The sequence below is a fragment of the Pseudomonas sp. Snoq117.2 genome (assembly GCF_900110545.1).
In the GTDB taxonomy this organism is placed as follows: domain Bacteria; phylum Pseudomonadota; class Gammaproteobacteria; order Pseudomonadales; family Pseudomonadaceae; genus Chryseomonas; species Chryseomonas benzopyrenica.
Genome location: NZ_FOED01000012.1, coordinates 80,690 through 96,126, shown reverse-complemented (window position 1 = coordinate 96,126; position 15,437 = coordinate 80,690). Strand labels below are relative to the sequence as shown.

13 protein-coding genes are annotated in these 15,437 nt (G+C 67.0%); 6 read left to right on the top strand and 7 right to left on the bottom strand.

The genetic code is table 11. The features are described 5' to 3' along the window. The 4 genes from ltrA to cobM form a co-directional block, all read left to right on the top strand. The coding region (ltrA, locus tag BMZ43_RS21525) for a group II intron reverse transcriptase/maturase (RefSeq protein WP_256563092.1) at positions 1 to 1,686 on the top strand (1,686 nt) is incomplete at its 5' end. Between the two features lie 184 nt (positions 1,687 to 1,870). Next, complete coding sequence (locus BMZ43_RS21520; RefSeq protein WP_017642943.1) at positions 1,871 to 3,073, top strand: bifunctional cobalt-precorrin-7 (C(5))-methyltransferase/cobalt-precorrin-6B (C(15))-methyltransferase; 1,203 nt, start codon at positions 1,871 to 1,873, stop codon at positions 3,071 to 3,073. A 251-nt stretch (positions 3,074 to 3,324) separates the two neighbouring features. After that, a complete protein-coding gene (locus BMZ43_RS21515) occupies positions 3,325 to 4,047 on the top strand; it encodes a cobalt-precorrin-6A reductase (protein WP_093256393.1) in 723 nt (240 codons plus the stop codon). Further along, positions 4,044 to 4,775 carry a precorrin-4 C(11)-methyltransferase gene (gene cobM, locus BMZ43_RS21510; protein WP_093256390.1) on the top strand — a complete coding sequence of 244 codons (732 nt, stop codon included), beginning with the start codon at positions 4,044 to 4,046 and terminating at the stop codon, positions 4,773 to 4,775. The genes BMZ43_RS21515 and cobM overlap by 4 nt, the downstream gene beginning before the upstream one ends. Positions 4,776 to 4,875: 100 nt before the next feature. Here the strand turns inward: cobM and deoC are convergent, their stop codons facing one another. Then, positions 4,876 to 5,553, bottom strand: a complete 678-nt coding sequence (deoC, locus tag BMZ43_RS21505; protein ID WP_093256387.1) for a deoxyribose-phosphate aldolase — start codon at positions 5,551 to 5,553, stop codon at positions 4,876 to 4,878. 94 nt (positions 5,554 to 5,647) lie between these two features. Here deoC and deoR point away from each other — a divergent pair, with 94 nt between their 5' ends. After that, positions 5,648 to 6,412 (top strand): DNA-binding transcriptional repressor DeoR, encoded by a 765-nt coding sequence (deoR, locus tag BMZ43_RS21500; RefSeq protein ID WP_017642939.1) that lies wholly within the window; start codon positions 5,648 to 5,650, stop codon positions 6,410 to 6,412. On the opposite strand, the gene BMZ43_RS21495 is transcribed toward deoR, so the two are convergent. From BMZ43_RS21495 to BMZ43_RS21480, 4 genes are all read right to left on the bottom strand, one after another. Continuing rightward, positions 6,405 to 7,490 (bottom strand): aldose 1-epimerase family protein, encoded by a 1,086-nt coding sequence (locus BMZ43_RS21495; protein WP_068383249.1) that lies wholly within the window; start codon positions 7,488 to 7,490, stop codon positions 6,405 to 6,407. The genes deoR and BMZ43_RS21495 overlap by 8 nt on opposite strands. Positions 7,491 to 7,503: 13 nt before the next feature. Continuing rightward, the gene (gene fucP, locus BMZ43_RS21490) at positions 7,504 to 8,835 is read right to left on the bottom strand and encodes an L-fucose:H+ symporter permease (RefSeq protein WP_068383247.1); all 1,332 of its coding nucleotides are present in this window, start codon (positions 8,833 to 8,835) and stop codon (positions 7,504 to 7,506) included. Between the two features lie 47 nt (positions 8,836 to 8,882). Beyond that, a complete protein-coding gene (gene rbsK / locus BMZ43_RS21485; RefSeq protein WP_017642936.1) occupies positions 8,883 to 9,809 on the bottom strand; it encodes a ribokinase in 927 nt (308 codons plus the stop codon). A 241-nt stretch (positions 9,810 to 10,050) separates the two neighbouring features. After that, complete coding sequence (locus BMZ43_RS21480) at positions 10,051 to 11,376, bottom strand: DUF3100 domain-containing protein (RefSeq protein WP_093256384.1); 1,326 nt, start codon at positions 11,374 to 11,376, stop codon at positions 10,051 to 10,053. A 329-nt stretch (positions 11,377 to 11,705) separates the two neighbouring features. On the opposite strand from BMZ43_RS21480, the gene BMZ43_RS21475 reads away from it, so the two are divergent. Next, positions 11,706 to 12,608, top strand: a complete 903-nt coding sequence (locus BMZ43_RS21475) for a LysR family transcriptional regulator (protein WP_064307644.1) — start codon at positions 11,706 to 11,708, stop codon at positions 12,606 to 12,608. A 151-nt stretch (positions 12,609 to 12,759) separates the two neighbouring features. Here the strand turns inward: BMZ43_RS21475 and BMZ43_RS21470 are convergent, their stop codons facing one another. Both BMZ43_RS21470 and BMZ43_RS21465 read right to left on the bottom strand, forming a co-directional pair. Further along, entirely contained in the window at positions 12,760 to 13,914 is a 1,155-nt protein-coding gene (locus BMZ43_RS21470; protein ID WP_064307643.1) for a M20 aminoacylase family protein, read from the bottom strand. A 3-nt stretch (positions 13,915 to 13,917) separates the two neighbouring features. Continuing rightward, positions 13,918 to 15,435: an aldehyde dehydrogenase family protein gene (locus tag BMZ43_RS21465; protein ID WP_093256381.1), complete on the bottom strand. Its 1,518-nt coding sequence runs from the start codon at positions 15,433 to 15,435 to the stop codon at positions 13,918 to 13,920. Positions 15,436 to 15,437: the final 2 nt, after the last annotated feature.

Sequence of the window (15,437 nt, the reverse complement as noted above, 5' to 3'; positions counted from 1 at the left end):
GTGAAGGGCTGGCACGATCTCGATTGGGCCAAGATCCAGATCTCCGTTCGGAAAACGCAGTTGAAGATTGCGCAGGCAACAATGGCCGGTGACTGGCGTAGGGTTAAACGCCTGCAACGGTTACTGACCCATTCGTTTTATGGCCGCTGTCTGGCTGTAAGACGGGTGACTGAAAACCGGGGTCGCAAGACTCCGGGCGTTGATGGAGAAACTTGGGGGACGCCTCCAGCCAAGCTCCGCGCCGCGAAGCGTCTATCGGAGATACGAGGCTATCGGCCCAAACCGCTAAAGAGGGTTTGGATACCGAAGCCAGGGAAGAAGGAAAAGCGCCCGCTAGGCATACCGACGATGTTTGATCGGGCCATGCAAGCGCTCTACCTGTCCGCCCTGGAACCTGTCATCGAAAGCACCAGCGACCCGAAAAGTTTCGGCTTCCGGCCGGATCGCTCGACCGCTGATGCGATGGTTGAAATCTTTCAGTTAATGTCGCGAGACGACTCACCTGTGTGGGTTCTGGAAGGTGACATCAAGGGGTTCTTCGACAACATCAATCACGAGTGGCTGTGCCAGAACGTCCCTATGGACAAAAAGGTACTGCGGCTGTGGTTGAAGGCCGGGGTAATTGACCGGCGACACTTCATGGCTACGGAGGCCGGGACGCCACAAGGTGGGATTATTTCGCCGTGTTTGGCTAACGCCACCCTTAACGGTTTGGAGATGCAGCTCAAAGGTCATCTGGCCAGAAAGCTAGCGGGTACCGACGCCGATACGCCCAGAGTGCATGTGGTGCGATACGCGGACGACTTCATCATCACAGCGGCTACCAAAGAGCTGTTGACTGACGAAGTCATACCTTGGGTCGAGCAATTCCTGTCAGTACGAGGGGTGAGCTTGTCCGAAGAGAAAACGCAGATAACCCACATCCTTCAGGGCTTCGATTTCCTAGGGTGGAATTTCAGGAAATACGTACCGAAGTCGCCTTACCGCCGGACCAAGCTATTCATCAAGCCTTCGAAAAAGAACATCTCAACGTTCTATCGCAAGGTTAGAGAAATAGTAAAAACCAGCGGGGCATTGACTCAGGAAGAGCTAATCGGACGCCTGAATCCGGTGCTGAAAGGGTGGGCTCAATACCACTCTCCAGCCGTGGCAAAGAAAGCCTTCAGCCGGTTAGACAGCTTGATCGTCTGGCTGCTGCGAAGGTGGGCGAAGCGCCGCCATCCGAAGAAGCAAGCTAATTGGTGCCGGAATAGATACTTCCACTCCATAGGCAAGCGAAATTGGGTTTTTGCGCATCCCTACAGAGGCAAGAAGGGTGAACGCAAGTTCTGCCAGCTATACCAGCTAGCGGACACTGAGATAAGGCGACAACCGCGGCTATCGGGTGGGTACCATCCATACGATGCGAAACACGAAGAGAAATGGGAAAAACTAAGAGTTCGACGAATGCAGCACAAACTGCATTTCAGAAAACAAATCCTGTATCTCTTCCAGCGGCAGAAAGGACTCTGCGCCTTATGTGGACACGCGGTAAATAAGGAAACTGGCTGGGACGACCATCACGTCATTCGACGGGTGGACGGCGGCAAGGACACCCTGAAAAATCGCGTGCTCATACACCCCAACTGCCACTCGCTGGTGCATAGCCAGCGGCAACAGGTAACCCTGAGATATAGCGGTCTATGATGTTAGGATCGCGCGTCACAGTTGCCGGCCAGCCTATGGCTGGTTTTTCGTAAGCTTGAGCCGTGTGCTGCGAAAGTCGCAAGCACGGTTCTTAGGGGGCCCCGGGTCAGATAATGACTCCGGGGCCACCCGACCCCGACCCCTTGAAAACGCCCGGTCGGCTGACGTTCGATGAGGTGTGTTCATGATCCCCTGGCTGACCGTGGTGGGTATCGGCGAAGACGGCTACCCCGGCCTCGGCAAGCAGGCCCGCCGCGCCCTGCTGGAAGCGCAGGTCGTCATCGGCGGTCCGCGCCAGCTGGCGCTGCTGCCACCCTGCATCCGCGCCACTCGCGAGCCCTGGCCGCAGCCCTTCGCCCTGGCCCCGGTCCTGGACCGCCGCGGCACCTCGGTCTGCGTGCTGGCCAGCGGCGATCCCATGCTGTTCGGCGTCGGCGCGAGCCTGGCACGCCAGCTGTCGGCCGACGAACTGCAGGTGCTGCCGGCGCCCTCTTCCTACTCCCTGGCCGCTGCGCGCCTGGGCTGGCCCCTGCAGGAGGTCGCGTTGCTATCGGTGGTGGCCCGGCCCCTGGCCGGGGTGGTGCGCCATCTCCATCCCGGCGCGCGCCTGCTGGTCTTGAGCAACGACGGTCACAGCCCCGCCGCCCTGGCCGCCCTGCTGGTGGACCAAGGCTTTGGCGCCAGCCAGCTGCAAGTGCTGGAGCACCTGGGCGGGCCCCTGGAACGCCGCATCGCCGGTCGCGCCGAGGCCTGGTCGCTGACCGAGGCGGCGGCGCTCAATCTGGTCGCCATCGAGGTCCTGAGCGAGACCGGTGAAGCGGGACTGCCGCTCACCCCCGGTCTGCCGGACAGCGCCTATCGCCACGACGGCCAGTTGACCAAGCGCGACGTGCGCGCCGTGACCCTGGCGCGTCTGGCGCCGCGTCCCGGCGAACTGCTGTGGGATGTGGGCGCCGGCTGCGGCTCCATCGGCATCGAATGGGCGCGCAGCCATCCCGGCTGCCGGGTGCTGGCCATCGAGGCCAATGCCGGTCGTCAGGCCCATATCCTCCATAACCGCGACCACCTCGGCGCCCCGGCGCTGCACCTGGTGGCTGGCCAGGCACCGGAGGCACTGGCCGGCCTGGCCACTCCGGACGCCATCTTCATCGGCGGCGGGCTCACAGCGCCAGGCGTGCTGGACGCCTGCTGGGTCGCCTTGCGGCCCGGCGGCCGCCTGGTCGCCAATGCCGTGACTCTGCAGACCGAAGCCGCTCTGGTGGCCTTCCGCGAGCACCACGGTGGTGACCTGACCCGGTTGCAGGTGGCCCAGGCCCAGCCACTGGGCGCCTTCGATACCTGGCGTGCGGCGCTGCCTATTACCTTGCTGGAAGTGGTGAAGCCGTGAGTCTTGGCTTGGGTTTGGCCCCCTCACCCCAGCCCTCTCCCCATGGGGGAGAGGGGGTGGTTGGGTGGTGGTTTGGAAGTCTGGCGTCTGGGCTACCGCCCGCTGCTCTGCTCAACAGAGAGACTAGCAGTCCTGCTCCCCGACTCGACGCCAAGCACCGCTCTTCCTCCCCTCTCCCTGGGGGAGAGGGGCCGGGGGTGAGGACACGCCATGCATGACGAAGCCTCCGCCGCTCTTACGGAAAACCGCCCATGAAGATCCTCCTGCTCGGCGGTACTACCGAAGCCCTGGCCATCGCCCGCACGCTGCCGGCGGAGGCCATCTACAGCCTCGCCGGCCTGGGTCGGGTGCCCCAGGACCTGCCCTGCCAGGTACGGGTTGGCGGCTACGGCGGCGCCGCGGGGTTGGCCGCCTTTCTCCACAGTGAAGGCATCGAGCTGCTGCTGGACGCCACCCATCCCTACGCCGCCCGGATCAGCCACAACGCCGCCCAGGCCGCTGCTGACGCTGGCCTGCCCTGCTGGGCGCTACGTCGCCCCGGCTGGCAGGCCGGACCGGGCGACGACTGGCGCGAGGTGGCCGACTGGGCCGAGCTGCAGACCGCGCTGGCGCCCTTCGCCCGGCCCTTCTTCACCCTGGGTCGCGAACCACTGGAGCACCTCGCGGTGATCCCGCCCAACCAGTTCTGGACCCTGCGCCTGCTCGACGCCCATCCCGGCCACGCGCGGGCACGGATCATCGCCGACCGCGGTCCCTTCGCCCTGGAGGCCGAGCGCGCGCTCTTCGCCCAGGGCGACTTCGATGTGCTGATCAGCAAGAACAGTGGCAGTGCCGCTACCCAACCCAAGCTGCAGGTGGCCCGCGAGCGGGGCCTGCCGGTGCTGATCCTGCGGCGCCCTGCCCTGCCCAGCGTCGACCGCGAATTCGCCAGTGTCGCCGAGCTGCTCGCCGCCCTGGCCGAGGAAACCCCATGACCGTCCATTTCATCGGCGCCGGCCCCGGCGATCCCGACCTCATCACCGTCAAGGGCCAGCGGCTGATCCGCCAGTGCCCGGTGATCCTCTATGCCGGCTCCCTGGTGCCACAAGCGGTGCTGGAAGGTCACCAGGCCGAGACGGTGATCGATACCGCGCACCTTGATCTGGATGCCATCGTCGGCCACCTGGCCGCCGCCCACGCCCGTGGCCAGGACGTGGCCCGGGTGCATTCCGGCGACCCCTCGCTGTACGGCGCCATCGGTGAGCAGATCCGCCGCCTGCAGGCGCTGGGCATCCCCTACGAGATCATCCCCGGCGTAACCGCCACCGCCGCCTGCGCCGCCCTGTTGGGTTGCGAGCTGACCCTGCCCGGCGTCAGCCAGACGGTGATCCTCACCCGCTACGCCAGCCGCACCGCCATGCCGGAAGGCGAGGCGCTGGCCGACCTGGCCCGCCACCGCGCGACCCTGGCCATCCACCTCGGCGTCGGCCAGCTGGAGCGCATCGTCGCCGACCTCCTGCCGCACTACGGTCCCAGCTGCCCGGTGGCCATCGTCCACCGCGCCAGCTGGCCGGACCAGGACAGCGTCCAGGGCACCCTGGCCGACATCGTCGAACGGGCGCGGGACAAGGATTTCCGCCGCCCCGCGCTGATCCTGGTGGGCGAGGTGCTGGCGCCGGGGGATTTCCAGGATTCCAAGCTGTATCGGCAAGGACCGGGGTAGCACCCGTAGGTTGGGATGAGGCGGCTCCTCCGCCGAAGCCCAACACAAGGCGGCACTGTTAGGCTTCGCTGCGCTCAACCCAACCTACGTCGTACCTGCCTCAATACCCCGCGCCACCCTCGCCGCCGCTGACGATGGCCACGCCCGAACTGGTCCCCAGGCGGGTCGCGCCGGCATCCAGCATGGCCTGGGCGGTGGCCCGGTCGCGGACGCCGCCGGAGGCCTTCACGCCCATGTCCGGGCCCACCTCCTCGCGCATCAGCCGCACGTCCTCCAGGGTCGCGCCGCCGTGGCCGAAACCGGTGGAGGTCTTGACGAAGGCGACCCCGAGGTCGCGACAGATCCGGCAGGCCTGGCGCTTCTGGGGCTCGTCGAGCAGACCGGTCTCCAGGATCACCTTGAGCGGTACCGCACCGCAGGCGGCCTGGACCGCGGCGATGTCGGCGGAGACCTCATCCAGCAGGCCATCCTTGAGCCAGCCGATGTTGAGCACCATGTCGATCTCCCCCGCCCCGGCGGCGATGGCCTGCTCGGCTTCGAAGGCCTTGGCCGCGCTCAGCCCGGCGCCGAGCGGAAAGCCCACCACCGCGCAGACCTTGACCGTACTGCCGGCCAGTTGCGCCGCGGCGTGGGGGACCTGGGCGGAATTCACGCACACCGAGTAGAAGCCATGGGTACGCGCCTCCTGGCACAGGCGGTCGATCTGGGCGCGGCGGGCATCGGCGGCGAGCAGGGTGTGGTCGATGGTCTTGGCGAGTTCGCCGGGTTCAAGCTGCATGGGGCCTCCTCAGGCACGGGTAGCGTATGATCGGATCAGAATTCTTGGTTGGTGCGGCCTGCACCTCTAGTCGGACTCCCGTAGCGCACCCCTCATGGATAGCAAGAAAGCCGCTCGGCTCAAGCTGATGCACCAGGCGCTGCAGGATCAGCACGCCATTCACCTGCGCGAGATGGCCCAGCTGCTGGGTGTCTCGGAAATGACCCTGAGACGCGACCTGCGGCTCCCACCGGACGGCCTGCGCCTGCTCGGCGGTCACGTCACCCGCGATGTCGGCGGCAGCGAGGCGCCCGGCTACCAGGTGGTGGAACAGGATCTGCGCCAGGTCGAGGAAAAGCGCCGCATCGGTCGGCTGGCCGCGGCGCAGATCCGCGCCGGCGACACCGTCTTCCTCGATTGCGGGACCACCACGCCCTTCGTGGTGGACTTCATTCCCGATGACCTGGAATTCACCGCCGTCTGCCATTCGCTCAATGTGCTGCTCAAGCTGCAGCAGAAGGTCAACTGCACCCTGGTGGTGTGCGGCGGGACCTTCCAGCGCAAGAACCAGATCTTCGAGAGTCGCCTGGAGACCGGGGTGCTCGACGGCGTGCGCCTCACCCACGCCTTCGTCTCGGCGGCCGGGGTGAGCGAGGACTTCGGCGTCACCTGCTTCAACTTCAACGAGGTCGAGGTCAAGCAGAAGGTCCTGCGCCAGGCCCAGCAGCGGCTGCTGCTGGTCGACCATACCAAGTTCGACGTGGTGCGCGCCGCGCATTTCGCGGCGCTCGACGACTTCGACTTGGTGGTCAGCGACGGGCGCATTCCGCGCAGCTATCGCGAGCGGATCGAGGCGAACGGCGCGCAACTGCTTACCTGATCCGCGCCGGGTCGGCCAGGCGCGTCAGCAGCGCCTCGCGCTCGGCGGCGGCGAGATAGCCAGTGCGCACGCTGAAGGTGCGCCGTTCACCCGGCTGCAGCTGCTGCACCTGCCCCTTGGCGGTCTCGGCCAGATAGCCCTCCGGCTCGCAGGTCGCCGGCAGCACGAAGGCCGCCACCTGCTGGTCGGGGTTGTGCAGCACCCAGCGCGTGGCATGGGGCAAGCTCTCTGGGCGATAGGCCGTGTAGAAGGCGGCGCCGCTCGGATGCTCCAGCAGGAAGTGCGCCTCCCCAGCCGCGTCGGTACCCGGCGCATCGATGAAGCTGACGATTTCCGGCTGGTAGCGCGCGGGTGCATCCAGCACCCGCAGGCGTTCCGAATCTTCGGCCAGCTCGGCGATGAAAGCCTGCCAGTCGGCGGTCGGCCGTACATGAGCCGGCACGCTGGTGCGCACTCGGGTGCAGGCCACGCCGAGAGGCTCATGGAAGCGGCCGCCAGGTACGTAGGCGTAGTTCATGTGGGCCATGTACATCAGGTCCATGGGCTGGCCGGCCTGGTTTTCCACTTCCAGGCCCAGCTCGAACACGGCGCTGTCCGGCCTCAGGGTCACGCTGGGCTGGGCGCGATAGCGATCGCCAAAGCCCATGGCGTAGTCATGGCGACCGCCCAGGCGCAGGAAGTCACCCTCCGCGTCCCGGCCCAGCTCCAGCCAGGCCTCGTCCAGCGGCGCGCAGGGCAGTTCGCCGTGCAGCTCGTGGCTGTCCTCCGGCGCCGGGCAGCCATTGCGCAGCACCCCGGCGTGGAACATGAAGCAGCCATAGGTCTCGATGATCCGCCGGGTTGGCCGCGGCTGGTCGAACAATCCGGGCATGGTCAGGCGGCAGCCGTCGAAGCTGGCGTCCCAGACCATCTGCCCCTGGTAGGGCAGTACGATCAGCCGGCCGCGGCGATTCTCCAGCGCCAGGGCGCGCACCCCGGAGGGATAGGTCCAGGCGCGCACCTGGAAGGCGTCGCTGGCGAGCAGGGTGCGCTCGCATGCGGTGAATTGCTCAGGCTGCAGGGGCAGGCGTACGGACATGGCGGCGCCCTCCTCAGGCAGTCTGGGCGGCGCCCACCGGCAGCCGCTCGCTGGCCGGATGACGCAGGCAGTAGAGGGCGTAGGCGACGATCACCGTGAAGCACAGCAGCGGCACCGAATAGGCCAGCTGCATGTTGCCGCCGGTGTAGTCCGACAGCAGGCCTTGGAAGATCGGGATCACCCCGCCACCGACGATGCTCATCACCAGCAGCGAACCGCCGAATTCGGTATCGCGGCCGATGCCGTCGACGGTCAGGCCATAGATGGTCGGCCAGCAGGGGCCGAGGAAGATGCTCACGCCCACGGCGGCGTACACCGCGGTGATGTTCGGCACCAGGATGGTGTAGGCCAGCAGGGCGATGCACAGCACGCCGTAGACGCCCAGCACCTTGGCCGGATGCCAGCGACGCATCAGCAGGTTGGCGATCAGCTTGCCGACGAAATAGGCGGCGAAGGTGGTGAGCAGGAACCAGGAGGCGCTGCGCTCGTTCATGCCACCGAGCTGCATGGCCAGGCGGATGGTGAAGCTCCAGACGCCGACCTGGGCGCCGACATAGAGGAACTGCGCCAGTACGCCAAAGACGAAGCGCGGATTGCGTCTCAGCCGACCCAGGCTGGCGGCGATGCCGTCGCGCTCGCTGCGCACGGCATCGTTGCCCTTGCAGGCCGGATAGCGGGTACAGGCGATCAGCACGAAGATCAGCACCAGCACGCCGATCATCCACTGGTAGGGCGTCAGGGTGGCCTGGATCATCTGCAGCTGCTGGGCGGCGGCCTCGGCGGGATTCATCTGCAGCAGCTGCGCCTGGCTGGCATCGCCTTCCTTGAACATCACGAAGCTGCCCACGTAGACGCCGGTCATGGCGCCGAAGGGGTGGAAGGTCTGGGAGATGTTCAGCCGGCGGGTACCGGTCTCGCGCGGCCCGAGCAGGGTCGAATAGGTGTTGCAGGCGGTCTCCAGAAAGGACAGCCCGGCGGCGATCACGAACAGCGCCAGCAGGAACATGCCGTACTTGGCCATGGAGGCGGCCGGAAAGAACAGCAGGCAGCCGACCATGTAGAGGAACAGGCCGAAGAGGATGGTCGTCTTGTAGCTGAAGCGCCGCACCATCAGCGCGGCTGGCAGGGCCAGGAAGAAATAGCCGAGGTAGAAGGCCGACTGGACGAAGGCGGTCTGGAAGTCACTGAGCAGGAAGGCCTTCTTGAAGTGGGCGATGAGCACGTCGTTCATGCTCGCCGCGGCGGCCCAGAGGGCGAAGATGCAGCACAGCAGGATGAAGGCGAACCACGGTGTGCGGTTCAGGTAGTAGCCGTCGGCGCTGGGCCGCAGGGGTGACTGGCTCATTGTTGTTCTCCGTAGGGGTGCCAGGGTGGGGGATTGCCGACCTTGCGTCAGAGATCCAGGGACGCGAGGTAGTCTTCGAAGACCGCGGCCTCGGGATAGGAGGTCTGGGTGCCGCGCCCGGTGACCGACAGTGCCGAATAGGCCACGGCGCGCTGCATGGCGTCCCGCAGGCCGAGGCCCTGGACGCGGCCATGGGCGAAGCAGCCGATGAAGGCATCGCCGGCGCCGGTGGTGTCGATGGCCGCCACCGGCTGGCCGGGAAGGCTGAATTCGCCCTCCTCGCCCACGTACAGCGCGCCCTGGGCGCCCAGGGTGACCACCACGTGGCGGATGCCGCGACCGGCCAGCACCCGCGCGGCGGCGAAGGCGCTCTCGCGATCCCGCACGGGCAGACCGCTGACCAGGGCCAGTTCGGTCTCGTTGGGGACGAAGTAATCCAGCCGGGCGAGGTGCGCGGCGCTCAGGTCGGCCACCGCAGGGGCCGGATTGAGCAGCACGGGGATACCCAGGCGCTGGCCGCAGTCGATGGCGGCATAGACGGTCTCCAGGGCGATCTCCAGTTGCAGCACGATCAGCGCGCAGTCGCGCAGATCGGCTTCCGCGGCCTGGATGTCCGCCGGGCCGAGGGCGGCGTTGGCGCCCTTCACGATGAGGATGCTGTTGTGCGAGTCGGGCTGGACGAAGATCGGCGCCACCCCGCTGGAGCGACCCGGCGCACGAGTCACGTGACGGGTGTCGATACCGAAGCGGCGGAAGTTGGCCAGGGTGTTGTCGGCGAAGAGGTCGTCGCCCACCTTGGTCACCATCAGCACCTCGCTGCCCAGCTTGGCCGCGGCGACCGCCTGGTTGGCGCCCTTGCCGCCACAGCCGAGGGCGAAGTCCGGCGCTTCCAGCGTCTCGCCCTGCACGGGCAGTCGCTCGATGTAGGTGATGAGATCGACCATGTTGCTGCCGATGACCGCGATTTTGCCCATGCCGAGCACCCCTCCGTTTTTCTTGATGTTATTAAATTAACGGTTTTTGTTAATTTTCCATCATAGATACTGCAACTCGGGGCGCAGCTCAAGCGCCGGTGATCGCTCACGGACGACACCGGGCCGCCAGGACTCAAGGCTGGGAGCTGCGACACGAAATGCGGGAAGCGGAGAGATCAAGCGGCGGAGCAATACGGCAGCGGGCAGCGGCGCACCGGGGACCCGGTGCGCGCGGAGAGGATCAGTGAAACACTTCGGCGATGAAGGCCGCGCCGATGAAGGTGCCAAAGCTGGCGATCAGCGAAACCACCACGATGCGCCAGCCGAGGCGACGGAAGGCCGGGATGTCCTTGGCGATGGACAGGCCGGCGAAGGCCAGCATGGGGGTGATCAGCGCCATGATGCCGACCGCGTTGTGGGCGGCGTTGATCTGCGGCGCCAGCGGGCACCAGGGCGAGGTCAGGAACATGGCCACCAGCGATACCCAGCACACCGCCGGCACCTTGCGGCGAAACAGCTGGCAGAGCAGTTCACCGACGAAGGCCGCCAGGATCATCACCGCGACGCCCAGGAAAGCAGCCGGTGGCAGGGTCTTACTCATCACCAGGGTCGCCAGCAGCGCCAGGGCACCCGAGGCCAGCCAGGCGCTGAAGCGTGCCGACCAGCCCAGTTCCACGGGCTCGTCCACCACGGCGGCATCCACCGAACTCTGCTGGAAGGAGGCCTTGGTGGTACGGCCGATGCGCGGCTCCATCACCCGGTAGCCCCAGACCGCCAGCGGCAGGGAGATGAACAGGGTGAAGTAGGTGCCCAGGGTCAGGGTGATGAGGTTGGCGGCGGCGGCCAGCGCCATGACCTCCTTGGCCACCTCGGCGGTCTGCTGGGCCGCGATGGCACCGGCCGCGGCGGCCATGATGCTGCCCGAGCCCAGGCCGGCGCCCATGGCCAGGGAATAGGGGTGAAAGATGTTCAGGCTGGCGATGAAGCCGGCGACGATGGCCATGAACACTGCGCCGAACAGGGTGCCGGTCAGGTACTCGGCGAGCACGCCACGACCTTCCGGGGAGTCCATGCCATAGCGTTCGCTGATGATCGCCAGACTCGGTTCGCGCCCCACCGAGAAGGTGGCGCCGATGGCCTCGCGCTTGATGCCCAGCAGCAGGGCCACCGGCAGGCCGAGCAGGATGGTGCCGACGAAATGCCCCAGCTCCTGGAAGGCCAGTGCCCAGCCGGCGGCGATCACCGTGGGCAACGAGCCACCCACCACCAGGCCGAGCTTGGCGATGAACACCAGCAAGGCGTATTGCAGAATGGCCGCCGAGCGCACCTGGGCGCCGCGGTCGATACCCAGACCCAGCGGCATGCGCTTGCCGACCTGCCCCACCGCCGCACCCAGCAAGAGCGCCCAGATCATCGGCAGCAGCACCACCTTGCCCGGACCCAGCGGTATGGTGAGGGAGCCGATCAGCTCGGCGATCAGCAGCACCAGCGCTGCCCAGATGTAGAGTCTGACGGTATTGCTGACGGCTCGGTCCTGGCCCACGGCCAGCGTCGGATTGGCGCTCATTCTTCCCCCTGCGGCCCGCTCGCGGGCTCGGTTGTTGGTATGGTTGGCAGTCGCGGGCGGCGAGGCTCGCTGGGCAGAAACGAAGGCTCCTCGAAGGAGCACGACCCGGTCGTTCTAGGTGCCTAGGCAAAGTTGCATGCGCGTTTTCCGAAGGGTGGAACGCCTGCAGGAACGCCATCCTGCGCGGCCCTTTCCGCCTTCCGAGGCCTTGCGCCGCGGGCTTCGCCCAGGCCGGGGCGGCCGTGGTCTTGGCCCGAGTATGGACAGCGGCCTGTTCTCTCTCCAATACTGGAAATGGCCTTTTCCGTTGCCTTTAAGAGAACACACGGATGCGTGGAATTCACGAACAGCGCTTGCATTATTTCGTCGAAGCGGTGCGCCTGGGGAGCGTGCGCGCCGCAGCTGACGCCCTGGATATCGCCCCTTCCGCGGTCAGCCGGCAGATCGCCCAGGTCGAGGCGGAGCTGGGCGTCGACCTCATCGAGCGACACCGCCGCGGCATCACCCCGACCGAGGCCGGGCGCCTGGTGCTGGACTATTTCCGCCAGCGCCAGACCCAGCTCGACGGCCTGAGAGACGCCATCTCCGACCTGCAGGGCCTACGCACCGGCCGCGTGGTGCTGGCCATCGGCGAGGGCTTCATCGGCGACCTGTCGTGCACCCTGGGCGACTTTTCCGCGCGGCATCCGGAGATCGAGGTCAGGGTCAATGTGGTGGGCACCAACGAGGTGATTCGCCAGGTGATGGAAGACGAGGCGCAACTGGGGCTGGTGTTCAATCCGCCGCGCGATCCGCACCTGCGCGTACATGGCAGTCGCGAGCAGCCGCTTTATGCGCTGGTGGCACCAGGGCATCCGCTGGCCGGAGCCCGGGCGCCCGTGACCCTGGCTGAGCTGGGCCAGCACCGCCTGGCGCTGCCGGATATTTCCTACGGCATCCGCCAGATGCTCGACGCCGTGGAGCAGGCCGCCGGCCAGCGCCTGGCACCAACCCTGACCTGCAACACCTTCGCCCTGCTTAAGCACTATGCCCAGCAGGGCGGCGTAACCCTGCTGCCGCTGTTCGCCGCCACCCAGGAGCTGGATAGCGGCGCCTTATGCGCCCTGCCCCTGGCCGATCCGGGTTTCGCCCGCGCCCACGTCGAGCTGGTGACCCGCCTGGGGCGCAAGCTCAGTCGCGCCGCGGACGAGTTGCGCACGGCCATGGTGCAGCGGATGACCGCCTTTCGCTGAGCGTCGGCCAAACTGCGTTGAAGATGCCTTCGGAATGCTCATTTACCACTTGTAAACTCGCCCGCGAGTCCGATCCGCTTCCTCAGGCCTCTTCGCCTTGTTTGGCTCTAGCTCGCAAGGCTTTAGGCTTTGACCAAACGCTGAAGACTAATCAGGCGGGCAGTTCCTGGCGCACCAGCTCCGCCCACAGCCGCACGGCCGGCTCGATGATGGCGTCGTTGAAGTCGTAGGCCGGGTTGTGCAGCGGCGCCGAGGGTCGCTCACCATCGACACCCAGCCAGAGATAGGCCCCCGGACGCGCCGCCAGCATGAAGGCGAAGTCCTCGGAGGCCATGGACGGTGGCACGCCGTCGCTGACCCGCTCGGTGCCAAAGACGGTCACCGCCGCCTGACGCACCCGCGCCGCCTGCTCGGGATGGTTCTGGGTCACCGGATAGCCGCGGGTGAATTCCAGCTCGCCGCGTACCCCCTGGGCCAGCGGCGCCTGGGCGACGATCTCGCCGATCAGCCGCTCCACCTCGGCACGTACCGCGCCATCCAGGCAGCGCACCGTGCCCCTGAGCCGTGCCACCTCGGGGATGACGTTGATGGCCTCCCCCGCCTCCAGCATGGTCACGCTGACCACCGCGGCAGCCAGCGGCGAGATCCGTCGGGCGACGATGGTCTGCAGCTGCAGGATCAGGTCCGCCGCGGCGACGATGGGATCGCGCCCGCGCTCGGGCATGGCCGCGTGGCAGCCCTTGCCGGTGAGGGTGATGGCGAAGGTATCCAGCGAAGCCATCATGGCGCCCGGATTGACCACCACCTGGCCGGCCGGCAGCCCCGGCCAGTTGTGCAGGCCGTAGAGGGCGTCCATGGGAAAGCGTTCGAACAGGCCGTCCTCGATCATCTTCTGGGCGCCGCCAAGATTCTCTTCGGCGGGCTGGAAGACGAAATAGAGGGTGCCGCGGAAATCGCGGTTTTCGCTCAGGTGGCGGGCGGTGGCCAGCAGGATGGCGGTGTGGCCGTCATGACCGCAGGCATGCATGCGCCCGGCGGCGGTGGAACGGTGGGGGACATCCCCCACCTCCTGCATCGGCAGGGCGTCCATGTCGGCGCGCAGACCCAGGCTGGGGCCCTCGCCGTGGCGCAACACCCCGACCACGCCGGTCCCACCGAGGCCACGATGGACCTCCAGGCCGAAGCCCTCCAGCAACTCGGCCACCCGCGCCGCGGTGCGGTGCTCGGCGAAACCCAGTTCCGGATGGGCGTGGAAATCGCGACGCCAGCTGCGGGCGTCGTCCAACAAGGCTTGATGGATGGTCATCTGTTACTCCAGGCTGGCGCCGTAGCCGAAGCCGGCGGCGGGCACCGCGGCGGTTTCCACCCAGACGCTCTTCACTTCGCTGTATTCGCGCAGGGCGTCGAGGCCGGAGGAGCGACCGTAACCGCTCTCGCCGTAGCCGCCGAAGGGCGAGCTGACGTGGATGGTCTTGTAGCCGTTGACCCAGAAGGTACCGGCGCGCACGCCCCGGGCCACCCGGTGGGCGCGACCGACGTCGCGGGTCCAGACCGCCCCGGCCAGACCGAAGCGGCTGTCGTTGGCGATGCGGATGGCGTCGGCCTCGTCCTTGAACGGGATAGCCACCACCACTGGCCCGAAGATCTCTTCCTGGGCGCAACTCAGGCCGTTGTGACCGGCCAGCACCGTGGGATTGACGTAGTAGCCGGTCCCGGCGGGCAGCGGCTCGACACCATTGGCGACATGCCGCGCGCCTTCACCCAGGGCGCCTTCCAGCATGTTGCGCACATGGGCGAACTGCTTGGCGTTGTGGATCGGGCCGATCTGGGTCTCGGGATCGCTCGGATCTCCCACCTTGAACTGGCTGGCGGCGCGGGCCACCGCCTGGATGAAGCGCTCGTAGATGGATTCCTGCACCAGCAGCCGCGAACCCGAGACGCAACTCTGACCGGCGCCGGAAAAGATCGCCGCCTGGGCGCCGCGTACGGCCAGGTCCAGGTCGGCGTCTTCGAAGACGATGTTGGCCGACTTGCCACCCAGCTCCAGCACCACCGGGATGCAGCGCTGGGCCGCGGCGGCGGCGATGTGCCGGCCGGTGGCCGGCGAGCCGACAAAGACCACCTTGCGGATGTCGGCGTGGGCGATCACCTGCTGGCCGACGGTATGGCCCTGGCCGGCGAGCACGTTGACCAGCCCCTTTGGCGCACCGGCGCGTTCCACCAGCACGCCCAGCAGCAGCGAGGTCACCGGAGTCAGCTCGGAAGGCTTGAGGATCACCGCGTTGCCGGCGGTGATGGCCGGGGCGATCTGCCAGCCGCCGGTGAAGATCGGCGCATTCCAGGGGGTGATCTGCAGCACCGTGCCCAGGGGTTCGTAGGTCACGTAGTTGAGGTGGCTGGTGGGCACCGGGATGACTTCGCCATGCAGCTTGTCGGCCCAGCCGGCGTAGTACTCGAACATCTCGGCGACCTTGAGCACCTCGACGCGGGCATCACGGATCGGTTTGTTGGCGGTCAGCGATTCCAGCTGCGCCAGGACCTCGGCCTCCTCGCGGACCAGGGCGCCAACCTTGTAGATGATGCGCCCGCGCGCCTGGGCGGTCAGGGCGCGCCATTCCTCGCGCGCCCGGCGGGCGGCGGTATCGGCGCGCTCGACCACGGCCAGGTCGGCATCGGGGTAGCTGTAGGCCGGGCTGTCGTCATGGGCGTTGCGCACGGTGATCCGCTCGCCGCTGCCATCGACGAAGGCGCCGTCCACAAAGCTTGCGACCTGCTGGCGGTCGCCCCAGAAGGGCTTGAGCAATTCCAGTGTCTTGGCGTTCATCATGA

Coding starts and splice junctions, on each gene's coding strand:
- BMZ43_RS21520 (WP_017642943.1), top strand. CDS start 1,871: ATGATCCCCTGGCTGACCGTGGTGGGTATCGGCGAAGACGGCTACCCC.
- BMZ43_RS21515 (WP_093256393.1), top strand. CDS start 3,325: ATGAAGATCCTCCTGCTCGGCGGTACTACCGAAGCCCTGGCCATCGCC.
- cobM (WP_093256390.1), top strand. CDS start 4,044: ATGACCGTCCATTTCATCGGCGCCGGCCCCGGCGATCCCGACCTCATC.
- deoC (WP_093256387.1), bottom strand. CDS start 5,553: ATGCAGCTTGAACCCGGCGAACTCGCCAAGACCATCGACCACACCCTG.
- deoR (WP_017642939.1), top strand. CDS start 5,648: ATGGATAGCAAGAAAGCCGCTCGGCTCAAGCTGATGCACCAGGCGCTG.
- BMZ43_RS21495 (WP_068383249.1), bottom strand. CDS start 7,490: ATGTCCGTACGCCTGCCCCTGCAGCCTGAGCAATTCACCGCATGCGAG.
- fucP (WP_068383247.1), bottom strand. CDS start 8,835: ATGAGCCAGTCACCCCTGCGGCCCAGCGCCGACGGCTACTACCTGAAC.
- rbsK (WP_017642936.1), bottom strand. CDS start 9,809: ATGGGCAAAATCGCGGTCATCGGCAGCAACATGGTCGATCTCATCACC.
- BMZ43_RS21480 (WP_093256384.1), bottom strand. CDS start 11,376: ATGAGCGCCAATCCGACGCTGGCCGTGGGCCAGGACCGAGCCGTCAGC.
- BMZ43_RS21475 (WP_064307644.1), top strand. CDS start 11,706: ATGCGTGGAATTCACGAACAGCGCTTGCATTATTTCGTCGAAGCGGTG.
- BMZ43_RS21470 (WP_064307643.1), bottom strand. CDS start 13,914: ATGACCATCCATCAAGCCTTGTTGGACGACGCCCGCAGCTGGCGTCGC.
- BMZ43_RS21465 (WP_093256381.1), bottom strand. CDS start 15,435: ATGATGAACGCCAAGACACTGGAATTGCTCAAGCCCTTCTGGGGCGAC.